The organism is Burkholderia sp. E168m15 (assembly GCF_016586105.1).
GTDB lineage: Bacteria > Pseudomonadota > Gammaproteobacteria > Burkholderiales > Burkholderiaceae > Burkholderia > Burkholderia orbicola.
Map to the genome: position 1 here is coordinate 1 of NZ_BCPO01000124.1, position 25,620 is coordinate 25,620.

General features: G+C 67.4%; 20 protein-coding genes. 10 read left to right on the forward strand and 10 right to left on the reverse strand.

From position 1 onward, the window contains the following. Window positions 1-4,354: MG2 domain-containing protein (locus JMF86_RS19730; protein ID WP_201317114.1), on the reverse strand; the 4,354-nt coding region annotated here is incomplete at its 3' end. 310 nt (window positions 4,355-4,664) lie between these two features. Here JMF86_RS19730 and JMF86_RS19735 point away from each other — a divergent pair. From JMF86_RS19735 to JMF86_RS19755, 5 genes are all read left to right on the forward strand, one after another. Then, entirely contained in the window at window positions 4,665-5,171 is a 507-nt protein-coding gene (locus JMF86_RS19735) for a sugar dehydrogenase complex small subunit (RefSeq protein ID WP_006478877.1), read from the forward strand. Beyond that, window positions 5,171-6,790, forward strand: coding sequence for a GMC family oxidoreductase (locus tag JMF86_RS19740; protein ID WP_011547562.1), 1,620 nt, complete (start codon window positions 5,171-5,173; stop codon window positions 6,788-6,790). Before JMF86_RS19735 ends, JMF86_RS19740 begins: the two co-directional genes overlap by 1 nt. 2 nt (window positions 6,791-6,792) lie before the next feature. Further along, the gene (locus JMF86_RS19745) at window positions 6,793-8,070 is read left to right on the forward strand and encodes a cytochrome c (RefSeq protein ID WP_011547563.1); all 1,278 of its coding nucleotides are present in this window, start codon (window positions 6,793-6,795) and stop codon (window positions 8,068-8,070) included. Window positions 8,071-8,243: 173 nt separating this feature from the next. Then, window positions 8,244-8,663 carry a DoxX family protein gene (locus JMF86_RS19750; RefSeq protein ID WP_011547564.1) on the forward strand — a complete coding sequence of 140 codons (420 nt, stop codon included), beginning with the start codon at window positions 8,244-8,246 and terminating at the stop codon, window positions 8,661-8,663. Between the two features lie 63 nt (window positions 8,664-8,726). Continuing rightward, window positions 8,727-9,833: a porin gene (locus JMF86_RS19755; protein ID WP_011694745.1), complete on the forward strand. Its 1,107-nt coding sequence runs from the start codon at window positions 8,727-8,729 to the stop codon at window positions 9,831-9,833. A gap of 263 nt (window positions 9,834-10,096) precedes the next feature. Here the strand turns inward: JMF86_RS19755 and JMF86_RS19760 are convergent, their stop codons facing one another. From JMF86_RS19760 to JMF86_RS19770, 3 genes are all read right to left on the reverse strand, one after another. Beyond that, complete coding sequence (locus tag JMF86_RS19760) at window positions 10,097-10,639, reverse strand: cysteine hydrolase family protein (protein ID WP_011547566.1); 543 nt, start codon at window positions 10,637-10,639, stop codon at window positions 10,097-10,099. Window positions 10,640-10,878: 239 nt separating this feature from the next. Next, window positions 10,879-12,204, reverse strand: a complete 1,326-nt coding sequence (locus JMF86_RS19765; RefSeq protein WP_011694744.1) for an MFS transporter — start codon at window positions 12,202-12,204, stop codon at window positions 10,879-10,881. 44 nt (window positions 12,205-12,248) lie between these two features. Continuing rightward, entirely contained in the window at window positions 12,249-13,433 is a 1,185-nt protein-coding gene (locus JMF86_RS19770) for a M20 aminoacylase family protein (RefSeq protein ID WP_011547568.1), read from the reverse strand. A 181-nt stretch (window positions 13,434-13,614) separates the two neighbouring features. Here JMF86_RS19770 and JMF86_RS19775 point away from each other — a divergent pair, with 181 nt between their 5' ends. Further along, window positions 13,615-14,517, forward strand: a complete 903-nt coding sequence (locus JMF86_RS19775) for a LysR substrate-binding domain-containing protein (RefSeq protein WP_011547569.1) — start codon at window positions 13,615-13,617, stop codon at window positions 14,515-14,517. Window positions 14,518-14,690: 173 nt separating this feature from the next. Next, window positions 14,691-15,011, forward strand: a complete 321-nt coding sequence (locus JMF86_RS19780; protein WP_006478890.1) for a pyrimidine/purine nucleoside phosphorylase — start codon at window positions 14,691-14,693, stop codon at window positions 15,009-15,011. 104 nt (window positions 15,012-15,115) lie between these two features. Here the strand turns inward: JMF86_RS19780 and JMF86_RS19785 are convergent, their stop codons facing one another. The 4 genes from JMF86_RS19785 to JMF86_RS19800 all read right to left on the reverse strand — a co-directional run bounded on the left by JMF86_RS19785 (window position 15,116) and on the right by JMF86_RS19800 (window position 19,460). Continuing rightward, entirely contained in the window at window positions 15,116-15,448 is a 333-nt protein-coding gene (locus tag JMF86_RS19785; protein ID WP_006482964.1) for a hypothetical protein, read from the reverse strand. Between the two features lie 483 nt (window positions 15,449-15,931). Then, complete coding sequence (locus JMF86_RS19790) at window positions 15,932-17,719, reverse strand: chloride channel protein (protein WP_011547571.1); 1,788 nt, start codon at window positions 17,717-17,719, stop codon at window positions 15,932-15,934. A 32-nt stretch (window positions 17,720-17,751) separates the two neighbouring features. After that, entirely contained in the window at window positions 17,752-18,165 is a 414-nt protein-coding gene (locus JMF86_RS19795; protein ID WP_012339858.1) for a MarR family winged helix-turn-helix transcriptional regulator, read from the reverse strand. Between the two features lie 119 nt (window positions 18,166-18,284). After that, window positions 18,285-19,460, reverse strand: coding sequence for an HPP family protein (locus JMF86_RS19800; protein ID WP_011547573.1), 1,176 nt, complete (start codon window positions 19,458-19,460; stop codon window positions 18,285-18,287). Between the two features lie 364 nt (window positions 19,461-19,824). On the opposite strand from JMF86_RS19800, the gene JMF86_RS19805 reads away from it, so the two are divergent. After that, window positions 19,825-20,793 (forward strand): LysR family transcriptional regulator, encoded by a 969-nt coding sequence (locus JMF86_RS19805; RefSeq protein WP_011694767.1) that lies wholly within the window; start codon window positions 19,825-19,827, stop codon window positions 20,791-20,793. 25 nt (window positions 20,794-20,818) lie between these two features. Here the strand turns inward: JMF86_RS19805 and JMF86_RS19810 are convergent, their stop codons facing one another. Beyond that, window positions 20,819-22,183 (reverse strand): MFS transporter, encoded by a 1,365-nt coding sequence (locus JMF86_RS19810; protein ID WP_011547575.1) that lies wholly within the window; start codon window positions 22,181-22,183, stop codon window positions 20,819-20,821. Window positions 22,184-22,247: 64 nt separating this feature from the next. Further along, on the reverse strand, window positions 22,248-23,186 hold the full coding sequence (locus tag JMF86_RS19815) for a 2-hydroxyacid dehydrogenase (RefSeq protein ID WP_041489385.1): 939 nt from the start codon (window positions 23,184-23,186) through the stop codon (window positions 22,248-22,250). A gap of 113 nt (window positions 23,187-23,299) precedes the next feature. On the opposite strand from JMF86_RS19815, the gene JMF86_RS19820 reads away from it, so the two are divergent. Further along, the gene (locus JMF86_RS19820) at window positions 23,300-24,208 is read left to right on the forward strand and encodes a LysR substrate-binding domain-containing protein (protein ID WP_011547577.1); all 909 of its coding nucleotides are present in this window, start codon (window positions 23,300-23,302) and stop codon (window positions 24,206-24,208) included. 282 nt (window positions 24,209-24,490) lie between these two features. Beyond that, complete coding sequence (locus JMF86_RS19825; RefSeq protein ID WP_011547578.1) at window positions 24,491-25,522, forward strand: TRAP transporter substrate-binding protein; 1,032 nt, start codon at window positions 24,491-24,493, stop codon at window positions 25,520-25,522. Window positions 25,523-25,620: the final 98 nt, after the last annotated feature.

Below are 25,620 nucleotides of genomic sequence, written 5' to 3' on the forward strand. Positions count from 1 at the left end.
ATGCCCGCTTGCCGCCTTGCTCGGCCGCCTCGATGCGCCAGTTCAGCGCACCGGCCGCATCGAGCGCCTGCTCGGGCACCGTGATCGTCCACGCGACCTCGGTCGCCGCGTTCGCCGCCAGCGACACGGTTTGCGGTGCGACGTCGAGGCCCGTCACGCGCGGCGTCACGACGACCTGCATCGCGCGGTCGGTCGTGTTGCGCAGCGTGACCTGCGCACGGAACGCGTCGCCTTCGCGCACGAGCGGCGGCAGGCCGGAGATCAGTTGCAGATCCTGCGTGCTGCGGATCGACGTGCTGCCCGTGCCGAAGCGGTCGGGGCCGACCGCCGCGATCGCGACGATCCGGAAGCGCGTGAGCGCATCGTTCAGCGGCACCTCGACGGTTGCGCTGCCGTTCGCATCGAGCGTCACGCGCGGGTTCCACAGCAGCAGCGTGTCGAACAGCTCCCGGGTCGGCGCGCTGCCGCCTCCGCCGCCCGCCGGCACGGCCTTGCGGCCGAAGTGGCGGCGGCCGATGATTTCCATCTGCGCGGTGGCCGTTTCGACGCCGTACGCGCGCCGGCGCAGCATCGCGTCGAGCAGGTCCCAGCTGTTGTTCGGCATCAGTTCGAGCAGCGCCTCGTCGACGGCCGCGAGGGCGATCTGCGTGCCGGCCGGCACCGGCTGGCCGTTCGGCAGCGTGACCTTCACGTGCGCCTGCGCCTTGCCGCGTACCGTGTAGCGGGTCGCGTCGGTCGTCACGGTCACGCCGAGGCGGTGAACGCCCGTGCCGACCTTGATCTCGCCGAGGCCATAGCGGAACGCGGGCTTCGACAGGTCGACGAACGCGGTCGGCGCTTCATAGTGGCGGCCTTCGCGCCAGAACGCGCGCGCCCATTCGACCGGCGCCTTCCAGCCCCACGTGAAGAACGAGTACCACGGCACCTCGCGAATCCGGCCGCGCAGCGCGAGCACCGATACGTAGACGTTCGGCCCCCACGATTCGCCGACCTTCAGGTCGACGGTCGGGTTCTTGCCGTTCAGTTCGACGATGTGCGTTTCCATCACGCCGCCGCGCTCGACCGCCACCAGCGCGGTCGCGTAGCGGAACGGCATGCGCACCTGGAAGCGGGCCGTTTCGCCCGGTTCGTACGACGTTTTCTCGGGGATCACGTCGATCCGGTCGGTGTTGTCGCCGCCGAACCAGAGTTCGTCCTCGCGCGTGACCCATACCGACGTCGACGCATTCGACGTGCGGCCGTCGCCGTCCTTCGCGACCGCGATCAGCTGCACGTTGCCGGCCTGCTCGAGCGTCGCGTCGCAGGCCATGCGGCCCTTGTCGTCGGTCTTGCCCGAGCACAGCACGCCGAGGTCGCGCGTGTCGCTCTTGTTGTCGTACGCATAGAAGCCGCCGACCATCCGCTTGCGCGACGACGTCGTGATGCGCGCGACGCCCTTGATCTCGATCGGCACCGACGCGCGCGGCTTGCCCTGCAGGTCGACCGCCAGCGCCTGCACCGGCACGCGCTGGCCGACCGACACCCAGCGGCCGGCCTTGATGCCGGCCACCACCGCGGCCGGCCACAGGATCGTGTCGCCGCGAATCGTCTGCACTTCGCCGTTCGGGTCGGCGAACGTCGCCTCCAGCGCAATGCGCTTCGGCGCGTCGACGTCCGGCAGGCCCTTGAGCGTGACCGAGCCCGCGCCGTTGCGGTCGAGCGTCAGCGGCAGCTTGTCGGCGATCAGCTTGGTCGCGTCGGGATCGTTGCTCGACGCCGACGACGACGCGTTGTCGCCGTCCTGCGCATCGTCGTCGGCGTTGCCGTCGCTCGTGTCGGGGCGATACGGCGTGAAGCTGAAATCCTCGAAACGGTCCGCGAACGGCGGCGACGCCCATTTCATCAGCGCCGATACCTGCACCGGCAGGTTCGATGCGCCGCCGCCCGACACGTAGTCGATCTGCACCGCGAGCGGCGCTTCCTTCGCGGCGACGAGCGGGCTCTTCTGCGCGTCGCGCGCGCCGATCGAGCCTTTCAGCACCGGCAGGCGGAACGCCTCGACGCGGAAGCTGCCGCTGTAGTACGTGGCGGTCGGCGCATCGTCCGGGCCGCCTTCGAGCTCGACGCTGTATTCGCCGAGCTTCGCGGCGGCCGGCAGCGTGAACTGCGAATCCGCGCTGTGGTCGGCCGCCCACGTGAGCGGCAGCTTGTAGGTCTGGCCCGTGCCGAGATGGCGGATCGCGACGCGCGTCGGGTATTGCGACGGGAACGCGAGACTCTGCAGCGTCTCGGTGCGGATGAAATGCTTCATCGACACGGTTTCGCCGGCGCGCAGCAGCGTGCGGTCGAATACCGTATGTGCGCGCACGGTCGGCGCGCTGTCGGTGTCGGTCGGCACGTTGAAGCGCCACGATTCGATCCCGCGGTTCCAGCCCGAGCTGACGAACGCCATGTCGGGGCCCGTCTTTGGATCGTCCACGCGGGCCGACACGAAGTAGTCGTTAAAGCGCTGTCCCGACGAGCTGCATTCGCGCTTCGGCTCGAACGGCCCGTCGATCTTCAGCAGGCCCTGCGCGTCGGTCTTGCCGGCCGCGATTTCGTCGCCGTTGCAGTCCGATACGCGGATCTGCGCATTCGGCACCGGCTTGCCCTTGTCGAGCGTCGTGACCCACACGAGGTTGTTCTCGCGCCCCTGTTTCAGGTGCACGCCGAGGTTCGTGACCAGCACGGTGGTGCGCACGTACATGCTCGACGGCTTCGCGAGCAGCGAGCGGCCGAGCGCGGGCGACGCGAGTTCGAGCACGTAGAAGCCGGGCTTGTCGATCGGCACGCCGACCACTTCGAACGGACGCAGCGCCTTCGGATCGGCCTTCGGCAGCGTCAGCACCTGCGCGCCGGGCTCGCCCGCGAGCAGCGACAGCGAGCGCACGTCGATGCGGCGGTTCTTCGGCGCCGGCTGTTTTTCGCCGGCCTCGAGCGGCACGTAGACGGGGTGCTGCCCCTTGCGTTGCAGCAGCCCGGGAATCTGGTCGTCGATCGAGCCGGCCGTCATCGACCAGTTGTCGAAGCGGTCGACGGTGCGCATCCACTGGCGGATCGCGGTGTCGTTCTCGACCTTCAGGTTCGCGAATTGCGCACCGCCCGCATTGAGGCCGGCGATATGCAGGTCGGCCTCGACATTGCGCAGCGTGACGGGCACCAGCGCGGGCGTACCGGGTTCGGCGAAGCGCTCGACGATCCCGAAGGTGCCCGACGCGAATTTCGCGAGCGGCGGCATCGGTGCGGTGCGCGTCGCGAGCGGGAACAGGTCGGCGTTGGACAGCGGTCGGTCGGTCACGTCGTGCAGGCCCGACGGCAGCTCGACGGTCAGCGCGGCCTGTGCGGGCAGCGGCGGGTTGAACGTGACGGTCGTCACTTCCTCGCTGTGATCGTCGGCGGCGAAGGTGGGCGACAGCGAACCGTCGGGGCCGCGCAGCTTGATCGCTTCGGCCTGCTTGCGCGAGACTGGTGCGTTGAACGACAGCGTGAGCGGGCGCAGCGGCGTGCAGGGCGCCTTCGCGTTCTCGCGTTCGCACGAGAAGCTTGCCGCGAACGGTGCGCGCACGGTGAAATCGAAGCGCCGCTCGGTGTCGTTCGCGATGCCGCTCGGGCTCGCGACGCCCTTGCCGTAGACGAGCTGCATCTTCGCGCTTGCCGGCAGCGCCTGCGAGCACGACAGCGTCAGCACGCGCGCCGCTTCTTTCTTCAGCCCGAAATGATCGAGCAGGGCGTTGCGCGTGTCGTCGTCGGCCGCCGTGACCGGAATGCGGTTGCCGATGCCGGCCGCTTCGCACCAGATGTTGGCGAGTGCCGAGCGCGGCTCGGCCGGGCCGTTCAGCTTCATCACGAAGACCTGCCGCTCCTCGATCTCGCGCGAGCCGGGGCGGACCGACACCGGGAACGGGCCGCCCGTCTGGAACGTGAAGCGGCGCGGGCCGCTGGCCGCATTGCCGGCGACCGAGCGCAGCGTATCGTTGAGCGCGACCGAGCAGCGGACGCCGGGCGGCAGGTCGCTTTCGAAATCGTAAACCCAGGTCTTGTCGTCGAGCCAGTGGCCCTGGCCGCGCGCGGCGGTCGAATCGTTGCAGGTCACGCGCGCCGGATTCGGCGCGGACGCCGAGCCGAACGCGACCATCGGTTCGTCGAACTTGACGACGCTCTGCCGGACTTCGGTGACGGTGCCTTGCGGCGACACGCTCACCGTGCGCGCCGCGCCCGCATGCAGCGACAGGGCCGCGGCGGCGCCGAGCGTTGCGACGGCGCCGATGCGCCAGAGCAGCCGGGTCGTGTGGTTGGTTCGATGCGTTTCTTTGTTGTGCTTGTCGCGCTGCTTCATCGCTCGATTGCCCTCGGAGGGAAGCTTTCTGTTTGATTGCACGGGATTCTAACCGACCGTCGCGCGCGCGCAGCGCGACATGCGGGTGCAGTGTGTGGTCGGCACGCGACACGGGGGTGCCTGCCGCGGATTTGTCGCGTCGACGACACAAAAATGCAGCGAAATTTCGATTGTCCCGGATTGCGGAACATTAAATGAACTATAAAAAGATTGTTTGATCCGGCTGGTGCGCGTACATTGCAGATCCGCGCCAATGTTTGAGAAATATCAAGCGTGGTTTTCCCGAATCCGGTGTTCGAGAGAAGGAAACATGCACAACGACAACACCCCCCAATCGCGTCGTGACAACGACGCAGCCGCAACCGGCATCACGCGGCGTCAATGGCTGCAGGGAGCACTGGCGCTGACGGCGGCGGGCCTCACCGGCTCGCTGGCGTTGCGGGCCCTGGCCGACGATCCCGGCACCGCGCCGCTCGATACGTTCATGACGCTTTCCGAAGCATTGACCGGCAAGAAGGGGCTGAGCCGCATCACCGGCCAGCGCTATCTGCAGGCCTTGCAGAAGGGCTCGTTCAAGACGGCCGACAGCCTGCCGCAACTCGCCGGTGCGCTCGCATCCGGCTCGCTGAATCCCGACCAGGAATCGCTCGCACTGACGATTCTCGGCGCGTGGTATCTCGGCATCGTCGACAACGTCGTGATTACCTACGAAGAAGCATTAATGTTCAGCGTGGTGTCCGATACGCTCGTGATCCCTTCGTATTGCCCCAACAAACCCGGCTTCTGGGCCGAAAAACCGATCGAGAGGCAAGCCTGATGGCCGATACCGATACGCAAAAAGCCGACATCGTCGTCGTCGGATCGGGTGTCGCCGGCGCGATCGTTGCACACCAGCTCGCGATGGCGGGCAAGTCCGTGATCCTGCTGGAAGCCGGCCCGCGCATGCCGCGCTGGGAAATCGTCGAGCGCTTTCGCAACCAGGCCGACAAGACCGATTTCATGGCGCCGTACCCGTCGAGCCCGTGGGCCCCGCATCCGGAATACGGCCCGCCGAACGACTACCTGGTCCTGAAGGGCGAGCACAAGTTCAACTCGCAGTACATCCGCGCGGTCGGCGGCACGACGTGGCACTGGGCCGCGTCCGCGTGGCGCTTCATCCCGAACGACTTCAAGATGAAGACCGTGTACGGCGTCGGCCGCGACTGGCCGATCCAGTACGACGACCTCGAGCATTACTATCAGCGCGCCGAGGAAGAGCTCGGCGTGTGGGGCCCGGGCCCCGAGGAAGACCTGTACTCGCCGCGCAAGCAGGCGTACCCGATGCCGCCGCTGCCGTTGTCGTTCAACGAGCAGACCATCAAGAGCGCGCTGAACGGCTACGACCCGAAGTTCCACGTGGTGACCGAGCCCGTCGCGCGTAACAGCCGCCCGTACGACGGCCGGCCGACCTGTTGCGGAAACAACAATTGCATGCCGATCTGCCCGATCGGTGCGATGTACAACGGTATCGTCCACGTCGAGAAGGCCGAGCAGGCCGGCGCGAAGCTGATCGACAGCGCGGTCGTCTACAAGCTCGAGACCGGGCCGGACAAGCGCATCACCGCCGCGATCTACAAGGACAAGACGGGTGCCGACCATCGCGTCGAAGGCAAGTATTTCGTCATTGCCGCGAACGGCATCGAGACGCCGAAGATCCTGCTGATGTCCGCGAACCGCGATTTCCCGAACGGCGTCGCGAACAGCTCCGACATGGTCGGCCGCAACCTGATGGACCATCCGGGCACCGGCGTGTCGTTCTATGCGAGCGAGAAACTGTGGCCGGGCCGCGGCCCGCAGGAGATGACGTCGCTGATCGGTTTCCGCGACGGCCCGTTCCGCGCGACCGAAGCCGCGAAGAAGATCCACCTGTCGAACATGTCGCGCATCAACCAGGAGACGCAGAAGATCTTCAAGGCCGGCAAGCTGATGAAGCACGACGAGCTCGACGCGCAGATCCGCGACCGTTCCGCACGCTACGTGCAGTTCGACTGCTTCCACGAGATCCTGCCGCAACCCGAGAACCGCATCGTGCCGAGCAAGACGGCCACCGACGCGATCGGCATCCCGCGCCCCGAGATCACGTATGCGATCGACGATTACGTGAAGCGCGGCGCCGTGCATACGCGCGAGGTCTACGCGACCGCCGCGAAGGTGCTCGGCGGCACCGACGTCGTCTTCAACGACGAGTTCGCGCCGAACAACCACATCACGGGCGCGACGATCATGGGCGCGGACGCACGCGACTCGGTCGTCGACAAGGACTGCCGCACGTTCGACCATCCGAACCTGTTCATCTCGAGCAGTTCGACGATGCCGACCGTCGGTACGGTGAACGTGACGCTGACGATCGCGGCGCTCGCGCTGCGGATGTCGGACACGCTGAAGAAGGAAGTCTGACCGTGCGGAAATCTACTCTCACCTTCCTCCTGGCCGGCTGCCTCGCGCTGCCCGGCCTCGCACGCGCGGCCGATTCGGCCGATCCCGCGCAGGTCAAGCGCGGCGAATACCTCGCGGTCGCGGGCGACTGCATGGCCTGCCACACCGCAAAGGGCGGCAAGCCGTTCGCGGGCGGCCTCGGCATGCCGGTGCCGATGCTCGGCAAGATCTATACGAGCAACATCACGCCCGACCCGGATACGGGCATCGGCAACTGGACGTTCGACGACTTCGAGCGTGCGGTGCGGCACGGCGTGTCGAAGAACGGCGACAACCTGTATCCGGCGATGCCGTACGTGTCGTACGCGAAGATCAACGACGACGACGTGCAGGCGCTGTACGCGTACTTCATGCACGGCGTCGAACCGGTCAAGCAGGCGCCGCCGAAGAACGAGATCCCCGCGCTGCTCAGCATGCGCTGGCCGCTGAAGATCTGGAACTGGCTGTTCCTGAAGGACGGCGTCTATCAGCCGAAGCCGGCGCAGAGCGCCGAGTGGAACCGCGGCGCGTATCTCGTGCAGGGCCTCGCGCACTGCAGCACGTGCCACACGCCGCGCGGCATCGCGATGCAGGAGAAGTCGCTCGACGAAACGGGCGGCAGCTTCCTGTCGGGCTCGGTGCTCGCGGGCTGGGACGGCTACAACATCACGTCCGACCCGAACGCGGGGATCGGCGGCTGGACGCAGCAGCAGCTCGTCCAGTATCTGCGCACCGGCAGCGTGCCGGGCCTCGCGCAGGCAGCCGGCCCGATGGCCGAGGCGATCGAGCACAGCTTCTCGAAGATGACCGAAGCCGACATCGGGGCGATCTCGACGTACATCCGTACGGTGCCGGCGGTGGCCAGCGGCGACGCGAAGCAGTCGCGCTCGTCGTGGGGCAAGCCGGCCGAGGATGGCCTGAAGCTGCGCGGCGTCGCGCTCGCGTCGTCGGGTATCGATCCGGCGCGCCTGTATCTCGGCAACTGCGCGACCTGCCACCAGATGCAGGGCAAGGGTACGCCGGACGGTTACTACCCGCCGCTGTTCCACAACTCGACGGTCGGCGCGCCGAATCCGACCAACCTCGTGCAGGTGATCCTGAACGGCGTGCAGCGCAAGGCCGGCAGCGAGGACGTCGGGATGCCCGCGTTCCGTCACGAGCTGTCGGATGCGCAGATCGCCGCGCTCACGAACTACCTGACCGGGCAGTTCGGCAATCCGGCCGCGAAGGTGACCGAGCAGGACGTCGCGAAGCTGCGCTGACGCGGCACGCGACGAAGCAGGGCGACAACAGAAAAGAGGAGGAGCACAGCACATCGGGCGGGCCCCGATGCCGGTTGTTGCAGAGCGGGGCGGGCGGCGCGGTTGGCCGCTCGCCCCGGTTCACAGGCAATCCGGTGCGTGCAGTTGCGCGCATCGTTTTCGTTGATCACACCATGACACCGAATCAACCGTTTCTCGCGTCCCAGCGCGATGTGCTGCTGCTGCTGTCCCGCATTCTGCTCGTGATCCTGTTCGTGATGTTCGGCTGGAAGAAGATTATCGACTTCTCCGGTACGATCGCGTTCATGGGGAGCGAGGGCGCGCCGGCGCCGATCATCTCGGCGGCGATTTCCGTCGTGATGGAGCTGTTCGTCGGGATCGCGATCCTCGTCGGTTTCCAGACGCGCGCGCTCGCGCTGCTGCTTGCGCTGTATACGATCGGCACCGGCATCATCGGCCACCACTACTGGACGATGACGGGCGGCGAGCAGATCAACAACATGATTCATTTCTACAAGAACATCGCGATCTCGGGCGGCTTGCTCGCGCTCTGCGCGGCGGGCCCCGGACGTTTTTCGATCGATCGCGGATAAGCGGACCCGAGGCGCGTGCATGGGGCGCGCGTCGGACGGTCGAGACTTCGAGGGGGCATCATTTTGCGACTCAAATACTTCGCATGGCTGATTGCGGCCGCCACGCCGGCGGCTGCGTTTGCACAGACGAGCGTCACGCTGTACGGCCGGATCGACGGCGGCGTCGAATACCTGAACCACATCGCGAAGCCGAACGGTGGCAGCGGGACGCGCTGGAGCGCGGAAAGCGGCGACTGGGGCACCAGCATGTTCGGGCTGAAGGGCGTCGAGGATCTCGGCGGCGGCCTGTCGACGGTGTTCAACCTGGAAACCGCGTTCCAGGTGATGAACGGCCAGACGGGCGGCGGGCGCATGTGGTCACGGCGCGCATACGTCGGGTTGAAGAGCAACACGTGGGGCCAATTGCAGGCCGGCCGCAACCTGTTCATCGACAGCGACGGCGTGTGGGAATTCGATCCGTTCGTCCAGCAGGCGTTTTCGTCGGCGTCGCTCGTGCGTGGCCGCAACTGGCAGCAGACCAGCAACAACATCGAATATCACAGCCCGGTGATCGGCGGCTTCGACGTGCAGGCGCAATACGCGTTCGGCAACCAGTCGCGCGGCTTCAACTACGGCGCGCCCGACGATTTCGGCCGCTCGGACGGGATCATGATCTCGTACCACTCGCCGGTGCTCGACGTGCGCGGCATCTACGACGAGCTGCGCGACAACAACGGCAAGTTCAGCAACGTCTTCACGGCGTCGCGCGAGTACTTCGTCGGTGCGAACGTGAAGGTGTCGAAGTTCAAGATCCAGGGGGCGTATACGCACTACCAGGCGCCGGATAGTCCGGCTGGTGTTGCCGATCGTGCCGATCACTACTGGCTCGGCGCAACCTACTCGGCGACGCCGCAGTGGGCGGTGACGGGGGGCGGGTATTACGTGAAGGTCGGCGACGGCGGCGGCGATGCGTCGCACGATCCGTCGGGGCACGCGATGATGTACGTGCTCGGTACCACGTACAATCTGTCGAAACGTACGTTCCTGTATGGGACGGTTGCGTATGTGCGCAACGGCGGGAATTCGAACTTCTCGCTGCTCGCGACGCCGCGGGATGCGACGTCGGGGACGAGCCCGATGACAGGCGAGTCGCAGACGGGCGCGTATGTGGGGATGATGCATACGTTCTGAGCGCGGGCGGTTTGCTCAGGTGAAAAAGGCACGGGCGGTGAAGTCCGTGCCTTTTTGCGTTTACGGCGTGTGCCGTATCGGCGCTGTCAGTGACGTGACGCGATATGGCCTCAACATGGCTCTTCTGCCGCTTCGAGACCAGTTCTGTCCTCGAACGTCGGTATGACGCATCGAGTGATCGGCGCGCCGTCAATTGACGGCACCTGCTGACGCTCTTGCAACGCGGGCGCTCGCGTACTGCAGTCCGATCGGCGCGCGGTGCGTCAGAACACGCACGCCTCGGTCGTTGTCAGCGTCGCAAACGGGCCTGCAAGCGTCGCATTATGGTGCGCGACAATCCGCTCGGCCGGTAGCGCGGGTGTATCCATGCAGGTATGCGCATCGGCCACGAGCACGGCGCGAAAGCCGAGATCGCCGGCCGCACGGCACGTCGTATCGACGCAGTACTGCGTCTTCATCCCCGCAATCACGATCTCGCCGATCCCAGCCGCATGCAGCCACTCGGCGAGTCGCGTGCCCGCGAAGCAGTTCGGCCGCGTCTTGTCGAACACGATGTCGCGAGCGGTATCGATCGCAAGCTCCGGCAGCAGCGCGGCCAGCGGCGCGTCGGGCGCGATCGGCGAGCCGGCCGGGCCGGTGTGACGCACGGCGAACACGGGTGTACCGCTGTCATGCGCTCGGTGAATCAGCCGGTTGATATTGGCCAGCAGGCGTTCACCGTCATGCGGACGATCGGGACCATGAAACAGCCCGACCTGCATGTCGATCACGAGCAGCGCGCGTTTCGGGGAAGGGGCTTCGGACATTGCGTTTCTCCTGAGTGGCCGATGCAGACGGAGAAACGACGAGACCCCGTCCGGAACCGGCGGGGCCTGTGGGAATCGGTGACGCTACGATCTTGCGCGCACTCGCCGCACGGGCCCGCCGAAGGCGGTCGTGCGCGTGGTCGTCGAAAGGGTGATCGTCGCGTTGTGCATTGATTGATGATGCCCGATGCGGGCGCGTGACGTCAATCACGCTTCACGAGCCGCGCATCGTCTGCTACTCAGTCCAGCGCCTTCCCCGCCTTTTCCTCCATGCAGCGAATCGCGAGCAACGTCATCGCACCACAGCCGATCGCATACCATGCCGGCGCATTCGGATTCCCGGTTGCCGCGATCAACCACGTGACGAAGAACTGCGCGAAGCCGCCGAAGATCGCGACGCCGACGCTATACACGAGCGCACCGCCGGTCGCACGCACGGCCCGCGGAAACAACTCGCCAAGCATCGCGCCGGTCGCACCGATGTTGATCGAATGCACGATCGACAGCGCGGCGATGATCGACAGCAGCGACACGGCGCCCGGCCAGCGGTTCAGCGCGATGAACGCCGGATAGATCGCGGCCATCAGCACGATGCGCGTCCACCAGACGATCCGGTTGCGCCCGAACACGTCGGACAGGTGGCCGCCGATCGGCGTCACGAGCATCAGGATCGCCCCGGCGACGCAGCCGGCCGTCATCGACAGCCAGGTCGGCAGGTGCAGCACCTGCACGCCGTAGATCGCCATGTAGAACACGATGATGTAATGGATCGACGTGCCGCCGATCGTCACGCCGAGGCCCGCGAACACGGCCTTGCCGTGATGGCGCAGCACGTCGGCGAGCGGCAGCGACGCAACCGGTTCGTCGTGCGCGGCGGCGGGCGCGGGCACCGCCGCAGGCACTTCCTCGACGGTGCGGCGCAGCCAGTAGCCGAGCGGCACGAACAGCGTGCCGATGATGAACGGCACGCGCCAGCCCCAGTTTTCGAGTTGCGCGGCACTCAGCGTCGACGTCAGCGCCACGCCGGTGAGCGCGCCCGCGAGCGCGGCGAGCCCCTGGCTCGAGAACTGGAACGACGCATAGAAGCCGCGACGATGCTGCGGCGCCTGTTCGAGCAGCAGCGTCGTCGATGCGCCGACTTCGCCGCCCGACGCGAACCCCTGCAGCAGCCGTGCGAGCACGAGCAGCAGCGGCGCGGCGATGCCGATCTGCGCGAAGGTCGGCGCGACCGCGATCGTCGCAGTGCCGAGCGCCATCAGCAGCAGCGTGAGGATCATCGCCTTCTTGCGGCCGGCGCGGTCCGCATACATCCCGATCACGAGCCCGCCGAGCGGACGCGTGACGAAGCCGACCCCGAAGCTCGCGACCGCGAGCATCAACTGCCCGAACGACGAATGCACGGGAAAGAACAGCTTGCCGATCAGGAGCGCGAAGAAGCTGTAGACCGTGAAGTCGTAGAACTCGAGCGCGTTGCCGACGGCCGCGGCCGCGATCAGCCGGCGCTTCTTCGCGGCGGCGCGGGCATCGACCGGCGTGCCGGCGAACGGAAGAGCGGACGTTTCCATGGGGTTCCCCCGGGTTGAGCGCGAAACTGCGTGGTGAAGGGCCGTCAGGCCGCGAGCCAGGCTTCGGCGACGCGGACCCAGTAGCTCGCGCCGATCGCGAGGATGTCGTCGTTGAAGTCATAGCCGGGGTTGTGCACCATGCAGCCGCCCTTGCTGCCGGTCCCGTTGCCGATGAACGCGTAGCAGCCGGGGCGCGCTTCGAGCATGAACGCGAAATCCTCGCTGCCCATCAGTGGCGCGGCGTCGGTTTCGACGCGTTCGGCGCCGAGCATCTGCTGCGCGATGTCGGCCGCGAACGCGGTCGGTTCCGCGTGATTGACGAGCACCGGGTAGCCGTAGTCGTAGTCGACTTCCGCGGTGACGCCGAAACTTTCCGCCTGGCCTTTCGCGAGCGCTTCGATGCGACGCGCGAGCAGCGCGCGCACGTCGGCGTTCAGCGCGCGCACCGACAGTTTCATCACGACGGTTTCGGGAATGATGTTGAAGGTTTCGCCAGCCTGCACGCTGCCGACCGTGATCACCGCCGCATGCTGCGCGTCGACCTCGCGCGCGACGATCGTCTGCAGCGCGACCATGATGCTGCCCGCGGCGGACATCGGATCGCGCGCGAAATGCGGCATCGCGCCGTGACCGCCGACGCCGCGCAGCGTGATCGTCACGCGGTCGGCCGACGCCATCGCGGCGCCGGTGCGGAACGCCATGTCGCCGGCCGCGCGGCCCGGCATGTTGTGGATTGCGAAGATCGCGTCGCACGGGAAACGGTCGAACAGGCCGTCGTCCATCATCGCCTTCGCGCCGCCGAAATTTTCCTCGGCCGGCTGGAAGATCAGGTTCAGCGTGCCGGAGAACTGACGCGTCGCCGCGAGATGGCGCGCCGCGCACAGCAGCATCGCGGTGTGGCCGTCGTGGCCGCATGCGTGCATCTTGTTCGCGTGGCGGCTCGCGTACGGCAGGCCGGTGGTTTCCGCGAGCGGCAGCGCGTCCATGTCGGCGCGCAGCCCGACCGTGCGCGTGCCTTGCCCTTCGCGCAGCACGCCGACCACGCCCGTCTTGCCGATGCCGCGATGCACGTCGTAGCCCCAGCCGGTGAGCAGCTCGGCGACGAGGTCGCTCGTGAGCGTTTCTTCGAATGCGAGTTCGGGATGGGCGTGGATGCGGCGGCGCACCTCGACGAGCTCGGGGGCGATCGCGGCGATGCCGGGGATGACGGGGTTCACGGCTTGCAGCATGGTGTCTCCTGTGGGGCGGGGGGAGCGTTTGACGCGCATATGACGACCAAGCATATAAATTTCTTTTGGGTACCAGAAGCTGCTAAATTGCTTTGGTGCACACCGTCGGTTGCCGCTCGGGAATACCCTGAGCCACTGCGTCGCGCCGCGCACAGGGTTTCCACGAATCACGCATTGCCCCATGAAATACCATCAGCTGAAAGCGTTCGTCACCGCCGCGGAGGAAGGCAGCATTCGCGCGGCCGCGCGGCGCCTGAACGTGTCGCCGGCCGCGCTGACGAAGGCGGTCAAGGAGCTGGAGATCGCGCTCGGCGTATCGCTCGTCGTGCGTACCGCGCGCGGCGTGCAGCTCACTGCGTTCGGCCAGCAACTGCAGGTGCGCGCGCGGCTGATCGTCGCCGAAATGCAGCGCGCCCGCGACGACATCGAGCAGGCGCAGGGCGCAATGACGGGTTCCGTCGCGGCGGCGATCACGCCCGCGGCGGCGGTGACGATCCTGCCCGACGCATTCCGCGCATTCCGGCGCCGCTTTCCGGTGGCACGCGTCAATCTGGTCGAAGGGTTTCCGGGCGTCGCGCTGCCGCGTCTGCACGACGGTTCGCTCGATTTCGCGGTGGCCGTCGTCGTGCCCGAACTGCTGGCCGCCGAGTTCGATCATGCGGAGCTCTACGCGAGCCGCTCGCTGATCGTCGCGCGCAAAGGGCATCCGCTCGCGTCGGCCACATCGCTCGCCGATCTCGTCGAGGCCGACTGGCTGATGAATCCGTCGCCGGAAAGCTCCACGCAGGTGCTGTTCAACTCGTTCGTCGCGTACGGGTTGCCGGTGCCCGCGCGTGTCGTCGAATGCCCGAGCTTCGGTCTCGCGCACAGCCTGATGACCGGTTGTGACCTGATCGCATCGATGCCCGAGCAATTGCTGCAAGGCGAGTGGGCGCGCGATCAGCTCGCGGTGCTGCCGATTCGCGAGCGCTTGCCGGCCGTATCGGTGCAGGTCGTTACGCGCCGCGACAGCCCGCTGACGCCGGCCGCAGCGATGCTGCTCGATTGCCTGCGCGATTCCGCGCGACGCAAGGGGCTGCGATGAACACATGCCCTGTGCGGATCGCGTAGTGATCCTGATGATTGCGTGCCGGGCATGCGCCGGCCGCGTGCCATTGCGGTGTGCGTCGCGCAAGCCGGTATCATAGCGACCGGCCCGCCGCTCCGGCCGGCCTCCTACTCCATCGCCATCAAGCATCCAGCAATCAGAGGCATCACATGACCAGTGCAACCCAATTCGACAACGTATCGGTCGTCAAGCGCGCGAACGTCTATTTCGACGGCAAGTGCGTGTCGCATACCGTGCTCTTCCCGGACGGCACGCGCAAGACGCTCGGCGTGATCCTGCCGTGCGCGCTCAACTTCGGCACGGATGCGCCCGAATTGATGGAAGTGCAGGCCGGCAAGTGCCGCGTGAAGCTCGACGGCAGCAGCGAATGGCAGACCTACGGCGCCGGCGAATCGTTCTCGGTGCCGGGCAAGAGCCGTTTCGACATCGAAGTGCTCGAAACGCTCGATTACGTCTGCAGCTACCTGTAAGACCCGCGCCCTGCGCGCGCGGTAAAGAAAAAGCCCCGCCGAAGCGGGGCTCGTCGCAAGCGGATGGCGCAAGGCCATCCGAAGCGCCTGTTCTCGTTACATCGTTACAGGCAGGCGTTGATGTCGCCGGCGGACGCTGCATCGCCGCGCACGCCGACCCAGGTCTTCGCACCGGGCTTCCACGACGGACGAACCATCGCGGCGGCGCCGTTCGGCGGCTGCTGGCCCGGCGCGTACACGTCGGTCGCGAGGCCGTTGGCCAGCACGTTCTGCGAGATCACCTGTTGTTGCGACTTGTCGGCCCAGGTCTTGGCGATGCACGCCGAGACATCGGGCGCGTCTTTCTGGCTTTGTCCCACGTTCTGCACGGCAGGTTCAGCGGCATGAGCAGAAATTGCCACGGTCAATGCGATGAGCGGTAAGTATTTCACGTTCACGTTATCTCCCTCGAGTCGTGATTGATTGAGTGGGATGCGCAGCAGTGCTGCGTGCAAGTGAGATCGCATCGGGCAGGCACGGTTCCGGTGATTCCGAAACAAGTTGTTAACGCGCTTGCCAAACGGCGGCTCGGATGCTGCGCATGTTGCTGCGGCGCGGCATGCGTCATGTACGGCTCGACGTCATGCGGCGCGCGGTCGGTGCGCTGCCCGGTCGTGGTGTGGTGAGTGGATGGTCGCGGCGGGCGGCATGTGCGTGCATGCCGTGCCGCGACTCTTTATCTGATGGCGAAGTGGAATGGCTAATGAATGGCCCCGTCGCATGAGCACCATGATGACAAACTTTCGTCTGGCGAATTGTTAACCAACTTTAAACGAAGGACAGCGGCGGGAGGCGATGCAGCGCGCGACGGGCGCGCGGCATCGTGCAGCGAGGAGAGGTGGGGAAGCGATGCGCGGCGGGTGCCGCGCATGCGGGCCGTGTCAGCCGGCCTTGCGCGAACTGAAGTCGCGCAGGTTGACCGGGACGACCGGACGGAAGCGCTCGCGTTTGTGTTCGTCGTCGAAGTGCTGGAGCGCCGGCTTGATCAGGTCGCTGCGCGACACGATGCCGGTGATGCGCAGCGATTGCTCGTCGGCGACCACCGGCAGGCGTTCGAGGCCGAGCATCGCGAGGCGCGACGCGACGACACGGCAGGGTTCGTGCGCCAGCGCGACGGCCGGCGCGCGGTCGGCGAACGCGGCCGAGATCGGTGTGTCGGCGCCGGCCCGCGCGCGCTGTGCATCGAGCGTTGCACGGTCGACCAGGCCGAGCAGGCGGCCGTTCTGCACGACAGGGTATGCGCGGTGCGTCTGCGTCGCGCCGAAGTATTGCGTCTCGACGGTATCGAGCGTCGCCGCGCCGTCGATCGCGACGAGCCGATCGGCCGACGTCATCACTTCGCCGATGTCGTGCCGCTCGAGCGGATCGACGCCGTATTCGCGATAGATGTGATAGCCGCGGCGCGCGATCTTTTCCGTCATGATCGAGCGCTTCATCACGACGGTCGCGAAGCCGTGCGCGACGAGCGTCGCGGCGAGCAGCGGCAGCAGCGCATTGGCGTCGTGCGTGAGGCCGAACGCGAACACGATCGCGGTGAGCGGGGCGCCGAGCGTCGCGCCGAGCGTGGCGGCCATGCACACGAGCGGCCACAGCGCCGGATCGCCGCCCGGCAGCACCGGCGACAGCACGGTGCCGAGGCCGGCGCCGAGCATCAGCAACGGGGCGAGCACCCCGCCCGAGGTGCCGGAGCCAAGCGCGATCACCCACATCACGGCCTTCACGATCAGCAGGGCGAGCGCGATCTTCAGCGCGATGTGCTGGTGCAGCAGGTCGCCGATCACGTCGTAGCCGACCCCGAGCGCGCGCGGTTCGAGCCAGCCGCCGATGCCGATCACGATCGCGCCGAGCGCCGGCCACCACATCCAGTGCACGGGCAGTTTCGCGAAGGTGTCTTCGACGCGGTAGAGCGCCGCCGACAGGCCGCACGCGAGCATGCCGGACAGCAGGCCCGCGACGATGCACGACAGCAGCGCGACGGGCGTCGGCGCGGCGGTCGTCAGCGGAAACAGCGGATCGACGCCGAAGAACACCGTGCGTGCGAAGCCTGCCACCGCGCACGCGAGCGCGACCGGCAGGAAACTGCGCGGACGCCATTCGAACAGCAGCAGCTCGACCGCGAGCAGCACGGCGGCCACCGGCGTGCCGAACACGGCCGTCATGCCCGCGGCCGCACCGGCGACGAGCAGCGTCTTGCGTTCGGCGGCGGTCACGTGCACGCATTGCGCGATCAGCGAGCCGAGCGCGCCGCCCGTCATGATGATCGGGCCTTCGGCGCCGAACGGGCCGCCGCTCCCGATCACGACGCCGGACGACAGCGGCTTGAGGATCGCGACCTTCGGCGACATGCGGCTCTTGCCGAACAGGATCGCCTCGATCGCTTCCGGAATGCCGTGGCCGCGGATCTTCTCCGAGCCGAAACGCGCCATCAAGCCGACGATCAGCCCGCCGATCACCGGGACCGCGATCACCCATGCGCCCAGCGTGTTGGTCGCGGGCGAATGCTCGGCGAACGAGAACTGCCGGAAGAAGAACAGGTTCGTGAACAGGCGGATCAGGCTCAACAGCACGAACGCGGCAAGCGTGCTGAGCAGGCCGATCCCGGCGGCCAGCAACGCGATCCTGGGCAGGCGTGCGTTGGTCGAGAAATCGCGTTTGTGTGGGGCGTTCATCGGAGTGGGAGTGAGAGTGGCAAGGGCAAGGGTCAGGAATCGATCTGGGGAACCTGGAACGCGCCCTTGAGCGACTTCAGCTCGGCGCGATGCATGGCTGCGAGACGGGCGAGCAGCGTTTCGCCGGCCGGTTCGAGGTGGACTTCGACCTGGCGGCGGTCGGCTTCGCTCGGCTTGCGCTTCACGAGCCCGAGCGCTTCGCAGCGCGTCACCAGCGCCACGACGCCGTGGTGCTGCGCCTGCAGGCGTTCCGCGAGCTCGCCGATGGTCGCCCATTCGCGATGCGGATAGCCCTTGATGTGCAGCAGCAGCAGGTATTGCAGCGGCGTCACGCCTTCGCTTTGCGCGGCGCGTTCGGAGAAGCGCTCGAAGCGGCGCATCTGGTAGCGGAACTCGGACAGTTGCTGAAAATCGCTTTTCGCCAGCGCGCGTCGGGTATCGGTCATCGAGGTCGGGCAGTCGGTTACGGTGGCGATTAATATATCACAACATGACATAAATGGACGCAATCGTGCGGAATGGCTGCATTCCGCGTTGCGCGGGCGGGTACGGGGCGTGATGCGCGCTACGCGGCCTCGAGCATTTGGGTCTGCTGATAAAGGCCCGTGACGAGATCCGTCTGCGTGATGATGCCGACGAGCCGGTCCGACGCATCGACGACCGGAATATGGTGGTGGCCCGAATGCGTGAACAGCGGCACGAGCGCCGTGATCGGCAGCGTTTCCGGCACCGACGCGACGTCGCGCGTCATCACGGACGCGACGCTCGCGGGCCGGCCGCCGAACGATTGCGGCAACCGTGCGGACAGGCGCTGCCACAGCGGGGCCGGACGGCGCGGCGGGCGCGTGAGGTCGGCGCGCGTGACGATGCCGATGAGGCGGCCTTCGCCGTCGACCACGGGCAGCGCCTTCACGCGATGGCGGTCGAGCAGCGTGAGCGCGGCCGCGACCGACGTCGACGGCGCGACCTCGATCGCATGTTTCGTCATCAGGTCGGCGCACTTCAACTGGCCGAACGTGCGCGTATAAGCCTGCATTTCGGTTTCGCGCAGCAGCGTTTCGAGATCGTCCGGATCGACGTCGAGCCATTCGCTGCGACGCTTCAGCACTGCATCGAGGTCGCCGCGCGTGAAGCCGCCGCGCGCCGGTGCGGCGGCGCCGGCCTGCGGTTTCGCTTCGGGCCGCACGCCGCCGTGCGGGTAGCGGTGCCCGGTCAGCGTGTGATAGACGAGCGCGGCCGACAGCAGGATCGCCGATTGCAGCGCGATCGGCTGCAGGACGAAGCCGAAGCCGAGCGCATGAATCGCCGGGCCGCCGACCACGGCCGTGAGCGCGACGGCGCCCGACGGCGGGTGCACGCAGCGCAGCGCGAACATGCCGCCGATCGCGCAGGCGATCGCGACCGCGGCGGCCGTGATCGGATCGACGATCCATTGCGCGCACGCGACGCCGACCGTCGCCGCGACGAGATTGCCGCCGATGATCGACCAGGGCTGCGCGAGCGGGCTTGCCGACACCGCGAACAGCAGCACGGCCGATGCCCCCATCGGCGCGACGAGCAGCGGCACGAGGCCCGGCACGCCGGGCAGCAGCCGCATCGTGACGCCGACCGTCGCGATGCCCACGAGCGCACCGGCGCACGAGCGCAGGCGCTCGCGCCAGCCGAGGGTCATCGGATGGGGTATGAAGCTGTGCAGCCATTGCCGCAACGTGCGGCGCGACGGGGAGGAGCCTGACGACATGGACGGTAAGCGGTAAAAATCGACAACGCGGGGGGGCGCGGCGACGAGCGTCGAATTATATCGTGTTGTGATACAAATTGCCGCGCCGCATCATGCCGTTGCACGCGCGCGACGCGCAAGCCTTGCAAATTCCTTTCATCCCATGAGAGCTTGCGCATGCGTAACCGCGCAAATTTGTCTGCAGCGGCGTACAATTCGGCGCACTGAATTCCCCCGTCATGCCAGAACCCCGTCCGCGATGCCCGCTCTCCTGCCTTCCCCCCGGCCCGGTGATCGATTCGACGTGGTTCGCGGCCGTGTTCCGTTGCGCCTCTGACGCGAGCGCCGCCGACGCCTCCCCACTGACTCTCCCCAAGCCAATTCAATGGACATGCTCGAAAACATGCGCCTGTTCGTGCGCGTCGTCGAAGCCGGCAGTTTTACCGCCGTCGCGAAGGAAATCGACGCGACCACCGCGCAGGTGTCGCGCGCGGTCTCGAACCTCGAAGCCCACGTACAGACGCGCCTGCTGCATCGCACGACCCGCCACCTCGGCCTGACCGAAAGCGGCGAGCGCTATTTCGAGCGCGCGAAATCGATCCTCGCGGAACTCGACTACGCGAACGCGGAGGCGCGCAACGCGCTGCTGCGGCCGAGCGGCAAGATGCGCATCCATGCGATGACGGGGCTCGGGCAGAGTCATGTCGTGTCGTCGATCGTGCGTTACCAGGAGGACAACCCCGACGTGTCGGTCGAGCTGACGCTGGCGCAGCGGATGCCGAACCTGGTCGAAGAGGGGTATGACGTGTCGATCGTGACCGCGTCGCAGTTGCCCGATTCGGGCTATGTCGCGCAGACCTGCGGCACGAGCTGCAGCGTACTCGTCGCGTCGCGCGAGTATCTGGCCCGGCACGGCACGCCGCAGACGCCCGACGAACTGCCGAACCACGTCTGCCTGCGCCTCGACACGCCCGCCTCGCCGGCCGGCGAATGGCGGCTCGAGCGCAGTGACGGCGAGGAAGCCGTCTACGAGCTGCAGCCGGCGCCGTTCCAGGTCAACGTGCCGGACGCGCTGTGCGTCGCGGTGCGGGCCGGCCGCGGAATCGCATGCGTGGCGCTGTATACGGTGCTCGACGATATCCGCGAAGGGCGCCTGATCCGCGTGCTGCCCGATTACCGGCTGCAGACGGTGAGCGTCTATGCCGTCTACGCGACGCGCCGCTATCTCGATGCGAAGATCCGCACCTTCCTCGACCACCTGCGCACGACGCTCACGCCCGCGCTGGAGAACGATCTGCGCGAACTCGACCGGCTGACGACCGAGCACGTGCCGAGCAGCCGCCAGCGCGCGTGACGGCGCCTGCGTGCCGCCGCGGCGCTCATGCGGCCGGCGCGATGCGGATGCGCTCGAAGCGGCCCGCGAGCCACACGTACGCCGCAATGCCGATCAGCCCGTGCGCGGCGACGAACCACAACGCACCGGCGAACGAACCCGTGCTCGCGACGAAGTAGCCGATCACGAGCGGCGTGACGATTCCCGCGATGTTGCCGAGGCCGTTGAACACGCCGCCGCTCAGCCCGACCATGCCTTCCGGCGCCGTGTCGGCGAGCACGGCCCAGCCGACCGCCGCAAGCCCCTTGCCGAAGAACGCGATCGTCATCAGCGTGATCACGATCGCGTTTGACGATGCGCCGTTCGCGAGCACGAGCAGCGTCGCCATCGCCATCCCCGCGACGAACGGCGTCTTGCGCGCCCGCGACGGATGCATGCCGCGCCGGATCAGCCAGTCCGACAGCACGCCGCCGAGCACGCCGCCCGTGAAGCCGCAGATCGCCGGCAGCGCGGCGACCCAGCCGGCTTCCATGATCGTCATCCCGCGCCCCTTGATCAGGTAGATCGGGAACCACGTGATGAAGAAGTAGGTGAGCGCCGTGATGCAGTACTGGCCGATGTAGATCGCCCACAGGTTCCGGTGGCGGAACAGTTGCGACACGTCGTGCCACGACACGCGCGGTCGCTCGCGCACGCGGTTCGCCTCGAGATCGACGAGCGCGCCATGGGCGCGCAGGTAGTCGCGCTCCGCGTCGGTCACGCGCGGGTGGCCGTGCGGCTCGCGATACCACGCGAACCACAGCGCGGCGAGCGCGATGCCGAGTAGCCCCATCCACAGGAATACGTGTTCCCAGCCGAGCGCATGCGTGAGCCACGCCATCGCCGGCGTGAACAGCACGACGGCCATGTATTGCGCGGAATTGAACAGCGCCGACGCGGTGCCGCGTTCGGCGGTGGGGAACCAGCAGGCGACGATCCGCGAATTGGCCGGAAACGCCGGCGATTCGACGAGACCGAGCATGAAGCGCATCACGAACAGCGCGAGCGTCGCGGCCGCGCCCTGCAACGCGAACCCGCCGACCGTGCCCTGCAACATCGTGAATACCGACCACAGCAACAGGCTCAGGCCGTACACGCGCCGCGCGCCGAAGCGGTCGAGCAGCCAGCCGCCCGGAATCTGGCCGATCGCATAGGCCCACGCGAACGCCGAAAAGACGACGCCGAGCTGCACGGGCGTGAGTCCGAGGTCGTGCGCGACGCCGGTGCCGGCGATCGACATCGTCGCGCGGTCCGCATAGTTGACGACGGTGACCGCGAAAATCAGCGCGAGGACCGCATAACGGACGCGGCCGATCGTGCGCGACGCGGCGGGCGATGCGGCGAGCGCAGCGCCGCTGGATCGATTGGACATGCATGTCTCCTGGCCTTCGTCGTGCGAAGGCATCGGTGTTGTAACGGGAAGGGACGTGCCGCGCTCAGCGCGTGACGCTGGTCGGCGGGCGCTGGCCCGCGAAGCACGCGGCGAGGTTGGCGAGCACGATGCGGCCCATTTCCTCCCGCGTTTCATGCGTGGCGCTCGCACGGTGCGGCTGCACGACGACGCGATCGAGTTCGAGCAGCGCGGCCGGCACGTGCGGTTCGTTCGCGAACACGTCGAGACCGGCGCCGGCGATCGTGCCGTCGGCCAGCGCGCGCACGAGCGCGGCTTCGTCGACCAGCTTGCCGCGCGCGACGTTGATCAGGAATCCTTGGGGGCCGAGTGCCGCGAGCACGTCGGCCGTCACCAGCACGTTGCCGTGATCGGCCGAGGCCGCGATCACGAGCACGTCGCTGTCGCGCGCGAGCGCGGCGAGGTCGGGTACGAAGCGATAGCCACTGTCGCGCTGCTCGCGCGGGCCGAAGTAGCTGACGGGCATCCGGAACGCCTGCGCGCGTTGCGCGATCGCGCGTCCGACGCGTCCGAGTCCGACGATGCCGAGCCGCTTGCCCGTGACCTGCGTCGCGAGCGGCTGGGCCGCCTTGCCCCAGCGGCCGGCGCGCACGATCCGCTCGCCGGCGCCGAGGTCGCGCAGGGTCATCAGGATCAGCCCCAACGCCATGTCGGCGACGTCGTCGGTCAGCACGTCGGGGGTCGTGGTCACGTGGATGCCGCGCGCCCGGGCGCGCTCGAGATCGACCGCATCGGTGCCGATGCCGTTGATCGCGACGATCTCGAGCGCGTCGAACCGGTCCATCAGCGCGGCGGACAGGCCGTTCGCGCCGCCCGTCACGACGCCGCGAATGCGCGGCGCCACGCGATCGAGCAGCGCGTCCGGTTGCTCGGCCGCATACAGCCGATGCACGGTGTAGCGGGCGGACAGTTCGGCGTCGATGGTGGCGGGCAGCGGCTGGGTCAGCAGGATGTCGATGGTCATGAAGGTCTCGGTCGTCGTGCGCGGCGCGGGCCGTGCATCAGGTGGAACCGAGTATAGAAATCGCATCGATATCGGTCTAACATCAAAAGACTATCGATTGATTCAAGATTTGGATGATTGAACTGCACCAGCTTCGCTGCTTCGTCGCGGTCGCCGAAGAACTGCATTTCGGCCGCGCGGCCAGGCGGCTCTTCATGACCCAGCCGCCGCTCAGCCGGCAAATCCAGTTGCTCGAGCACGCGCTCGGCATCGCGCTGCTCGAGCGCAGCAGCCGGCAGGTGAGCCTGACCGCGGCCGGCGAACGCTTCCTGCGCGACGCGCGGCACATCCTCGAATTCTCCGCGCGCGCCGAGCAGGCCGCGCAGCGCGTCGCGCACGGCGGGGCCGGGCGCATCACGCTCGGTTTCACGGCCGTCAGTGCATACCGGATGATCCCGGTGCTGCTCGCGCACGCGGCGCATGCGTTGCCGGACGTCGACGTCGAATTGCGCGAAATGGTGTCGACCGTGCAGATCGACGCACTCGCGTCGCGGATGCTCGACGCGGGTTTCGTGCGCCAGCGCGCCGCGCGCCAGCCGCTCGAATACCGGCTCGTGCAGCGCGAACCGATGCTCGTCGCGGTCGCGGAAGGCGCGCCGCTCGCGGCCTATGAGCAGATCGGCCCCGACGAGCTCGACCGGCAGCCGTTCATCGCCTATTCGCCGAACGAGGGCAAGTATTTCCACGACATGATCTCGGGGATGTTCGCGGGCGCCGGGCGGCTGCCGAACTACCTGCACTACGTCGGCCAGACGCATACGATCCTCGGTCTCGTGCGCGCGGGGCTCGGCGCGGCGCTGGTGCCGGCGTCGGCGCGCGAGCTTCATGTGGACGGCGTGGTGTTCCGGCCGCTGGCGGGCGTCAACGCGGCGGCCGAGTTGTATCTCGCGTGGCGCGCGGACAACGACAATCCGGCGCTGCCGGTGTTCAACGCGATGGTCGAGCGGTTTCTGACCGAGAGCACGGACGATCCGGGCGTTTAGCGACGCGCTTGCCCGCACGAACGGGCGCTCGCGTACCGCGAAAAGTCGGTCGTCTGATGATTGAAAACATGATCTCGAATTCTTTTCGGCACCTCCGGAATACGTAGAAAAACGGCGATTTTTCATACGAATTTCGCCTGAAACGAGCCGCATACCCTTCAGATTTTCCATCTCGAACACGGGGAAACCCCCATTTTTCTCTTATCGGTCGTCGTATTACTGTATCGATACACTAAATCGATACAGTCGCGTCGCGAGACGCACTCGCACAGGAGACGACTCATGAATACCTACACCCGGCGGCGCTTTCTGCAGACGGTGTCCGCCGCCACGCTCGCGGCCGCGGGCGGCTTGCCGGAAAGCGTGCGCGCGCAGCAGCCGGTCGTCACGCTGCGCTGCTCGTCGTCGATGCCGGCCGACCAGAACGCCGCGCACTACGTGTGGTACGAGCGTCTCGCCGCGAACCTGAAGGCGAGCGTGGGCGACGCGATCCGGGTCGACTACTTTCCGAACAGCCAGCTCGGCAAGGAAAGCGACGTCGTGCAGCAGGTCAAGATCGGCGCGATCGACATGATGATCGCGGGCTCGTCGATCTGGGCCACGGTCGCGCCGGAGCTCGGGATGCTCGATCTCGGCTACCTGTTCGACAGCTACGCGCACGTCGCGAAGGCGCTCGACGGCTCGGTCGGCACGAGCCTGAACGCGCTGCTGCAAAAGCGCGCGGGATGCTCGGTGCTGACCTGGGGCTCGCATTTCGGCGGGCGCTGCGTGTTCACGAAGCAGCCGGTGACGGCGCTGTCCGGCCTGAAGGGGACGAAGCTGCGCGTGCTGCCGACGCCCGCGTTCATGGATACCTTCAAGGCGATGGGCGCGGTGCCGACGCCGATTCCGTTCGGCGAGCTGTACATGGCCGTGCAGACGGGCGTCGTCGACGGTCTCGAACACGATCCCGCCACGGTGCTCGCGAGCCGCTTCGACGAGATCGTGAAGTCGTGCTGGCAATCGCGCCACGTGTTCGCGGCGATGACCGTCGTGATGGGGCGGCGTGCGCTCGACCGGATTCCGGCCAATCTGCGGCCCGCCTTCGACCGCGCGGTGGCCGACGCGACCGTGCAGCAGCGCGCGATTGCCGCGCAGAAGGCCGCGCAGGCGGAGCAGGCGCTGAAGCAGCGCGGCATGGCGTTTTACCCGCTGGCCGATGGCGAGCGCGCGGCGCTGCGGCAGACGATGCAAGACCGCCTGTATGCGGCGTTCGCGAAGCAGTATCCGGCCACCGCGCCGCTGTTTCCGGCGATTGCCGCCGCGCGGGGGTGAGCGATGGACATGCACTCCGTGTCGGGCGCCGCGCCGGCTCCCGCTGCCGGCCAGCCGGCGCATCGCGTCGCCCGCGTGCTGGATGCGGCGCTGCGCCG

Coding starts and splice junctions, on each gene's coding strand:
- JMF86_RS19735 (WP_006478877.1), top strand. CDS start 4,665: ATGCACAACGACAACACCCCCCAATCGCGTCGTGACAACGACGCAGCC.
- JMF86_RS19760 (WP_011547566.1), bottom strand. CDS start 10,639: ATGTCCGAAGCCCCTTCCCCGAAACGCGCGCTGCTCGTGATCGACATG.
- JMF86_RS19770 (WP_011547568.1), bottom strand. CDS start 13,433: ATGCTGCAAGCCGTGAACCCCGTCATCCCCGGCATCGCCGCGATCGCC.
- JMF86_RS19765 (WP_011694744.1), bottom strand. CDS start 12,204: ATGGAAACGTCCGCTCTTCCGTTCGCCGGCACGCCGGTCGATGCCCGC.
- JMF86_RS19805 (WP_011694767.1), top strand. CDS start 19,825: ATGGACATGCTCGAAAACATGCGCCTGTTCGTGCGCGTCGTCGAAGCC.
- JMF86_RS19825 (WP_011547578.1), top strand. CDS start 24,491: ATGAATACCTACACCCGGCGGCGCTTTCTGCAGACGGTGTCCGCCGCC.
- JMF86_RS19750 (WP_011547564.1), top strand. CDS start 8,244: ATGACACCGAATCAACCGTTTCTCGCGTCCCAGCGCGATGTGCTGCTG.
- JMF86_RS19740 (WP_011547562.1), top strand. CDS start 5,171: ATGGCCGATACCGATACGCAAAAAGCCGACATCGTCGTCGTCGGATCG.
- JMF86_RS19800 (WP_011547573.1), bottom strand. CDS start 19,460: ATGTCGTCAGGCTCCTCCCCGTCGCGCCGCACGTTGCGGCAATGGCTG.
- JMF86_RS19815 (WP_041489385.1), bottom strand. CDS start 23,186: ATGACCATCGACATCCTGCTGACCCAGCCGCTGCCCGCCACCATCGAC.
- JMF86_RS19775 (WP_011547569.1), top strand. CDS start 13,615: ATGAAATACCATCAGCTGAAAGCGTTCGTCACCGCCGCGGAGGAAGGC.
- JMF86_RS19795 (WP_012339858.1), bottom strand. CDS start 18,165: ATGACCGATACCCGACGCGCGCTGGCGAAAAGCGATTTTCAGCAACTG.
- JMF86_RS19820 (WP_011547577.1), top strand. CDS start 23,300: ATGATTGAACTGCACCAGCTTCGCTGCTTCGTCGCGGTCGCCGAAGAA.
- JMF86_RS19790 (WP_011547571.1), bottom strand. CDS start 17,719: ATGAACGCCCCACACAAACGCGATTTCTCGACCAACGCACGCCTGCCC.
- JMF86_RS19810 (WP_011547575.1), bottom strand. CDS start 22,183: ATGTCCAATCGATCCAGCGGCGCTGCGCTCGCCGCATCGCCCGCCGCG.
- JMF86_RS19780 (WP_006478890.1), top strand. CDS start 14,691: ATGACCAGTGCAACCCAATTCGACAACGTATCGGTCGTCAAGCGCGCG.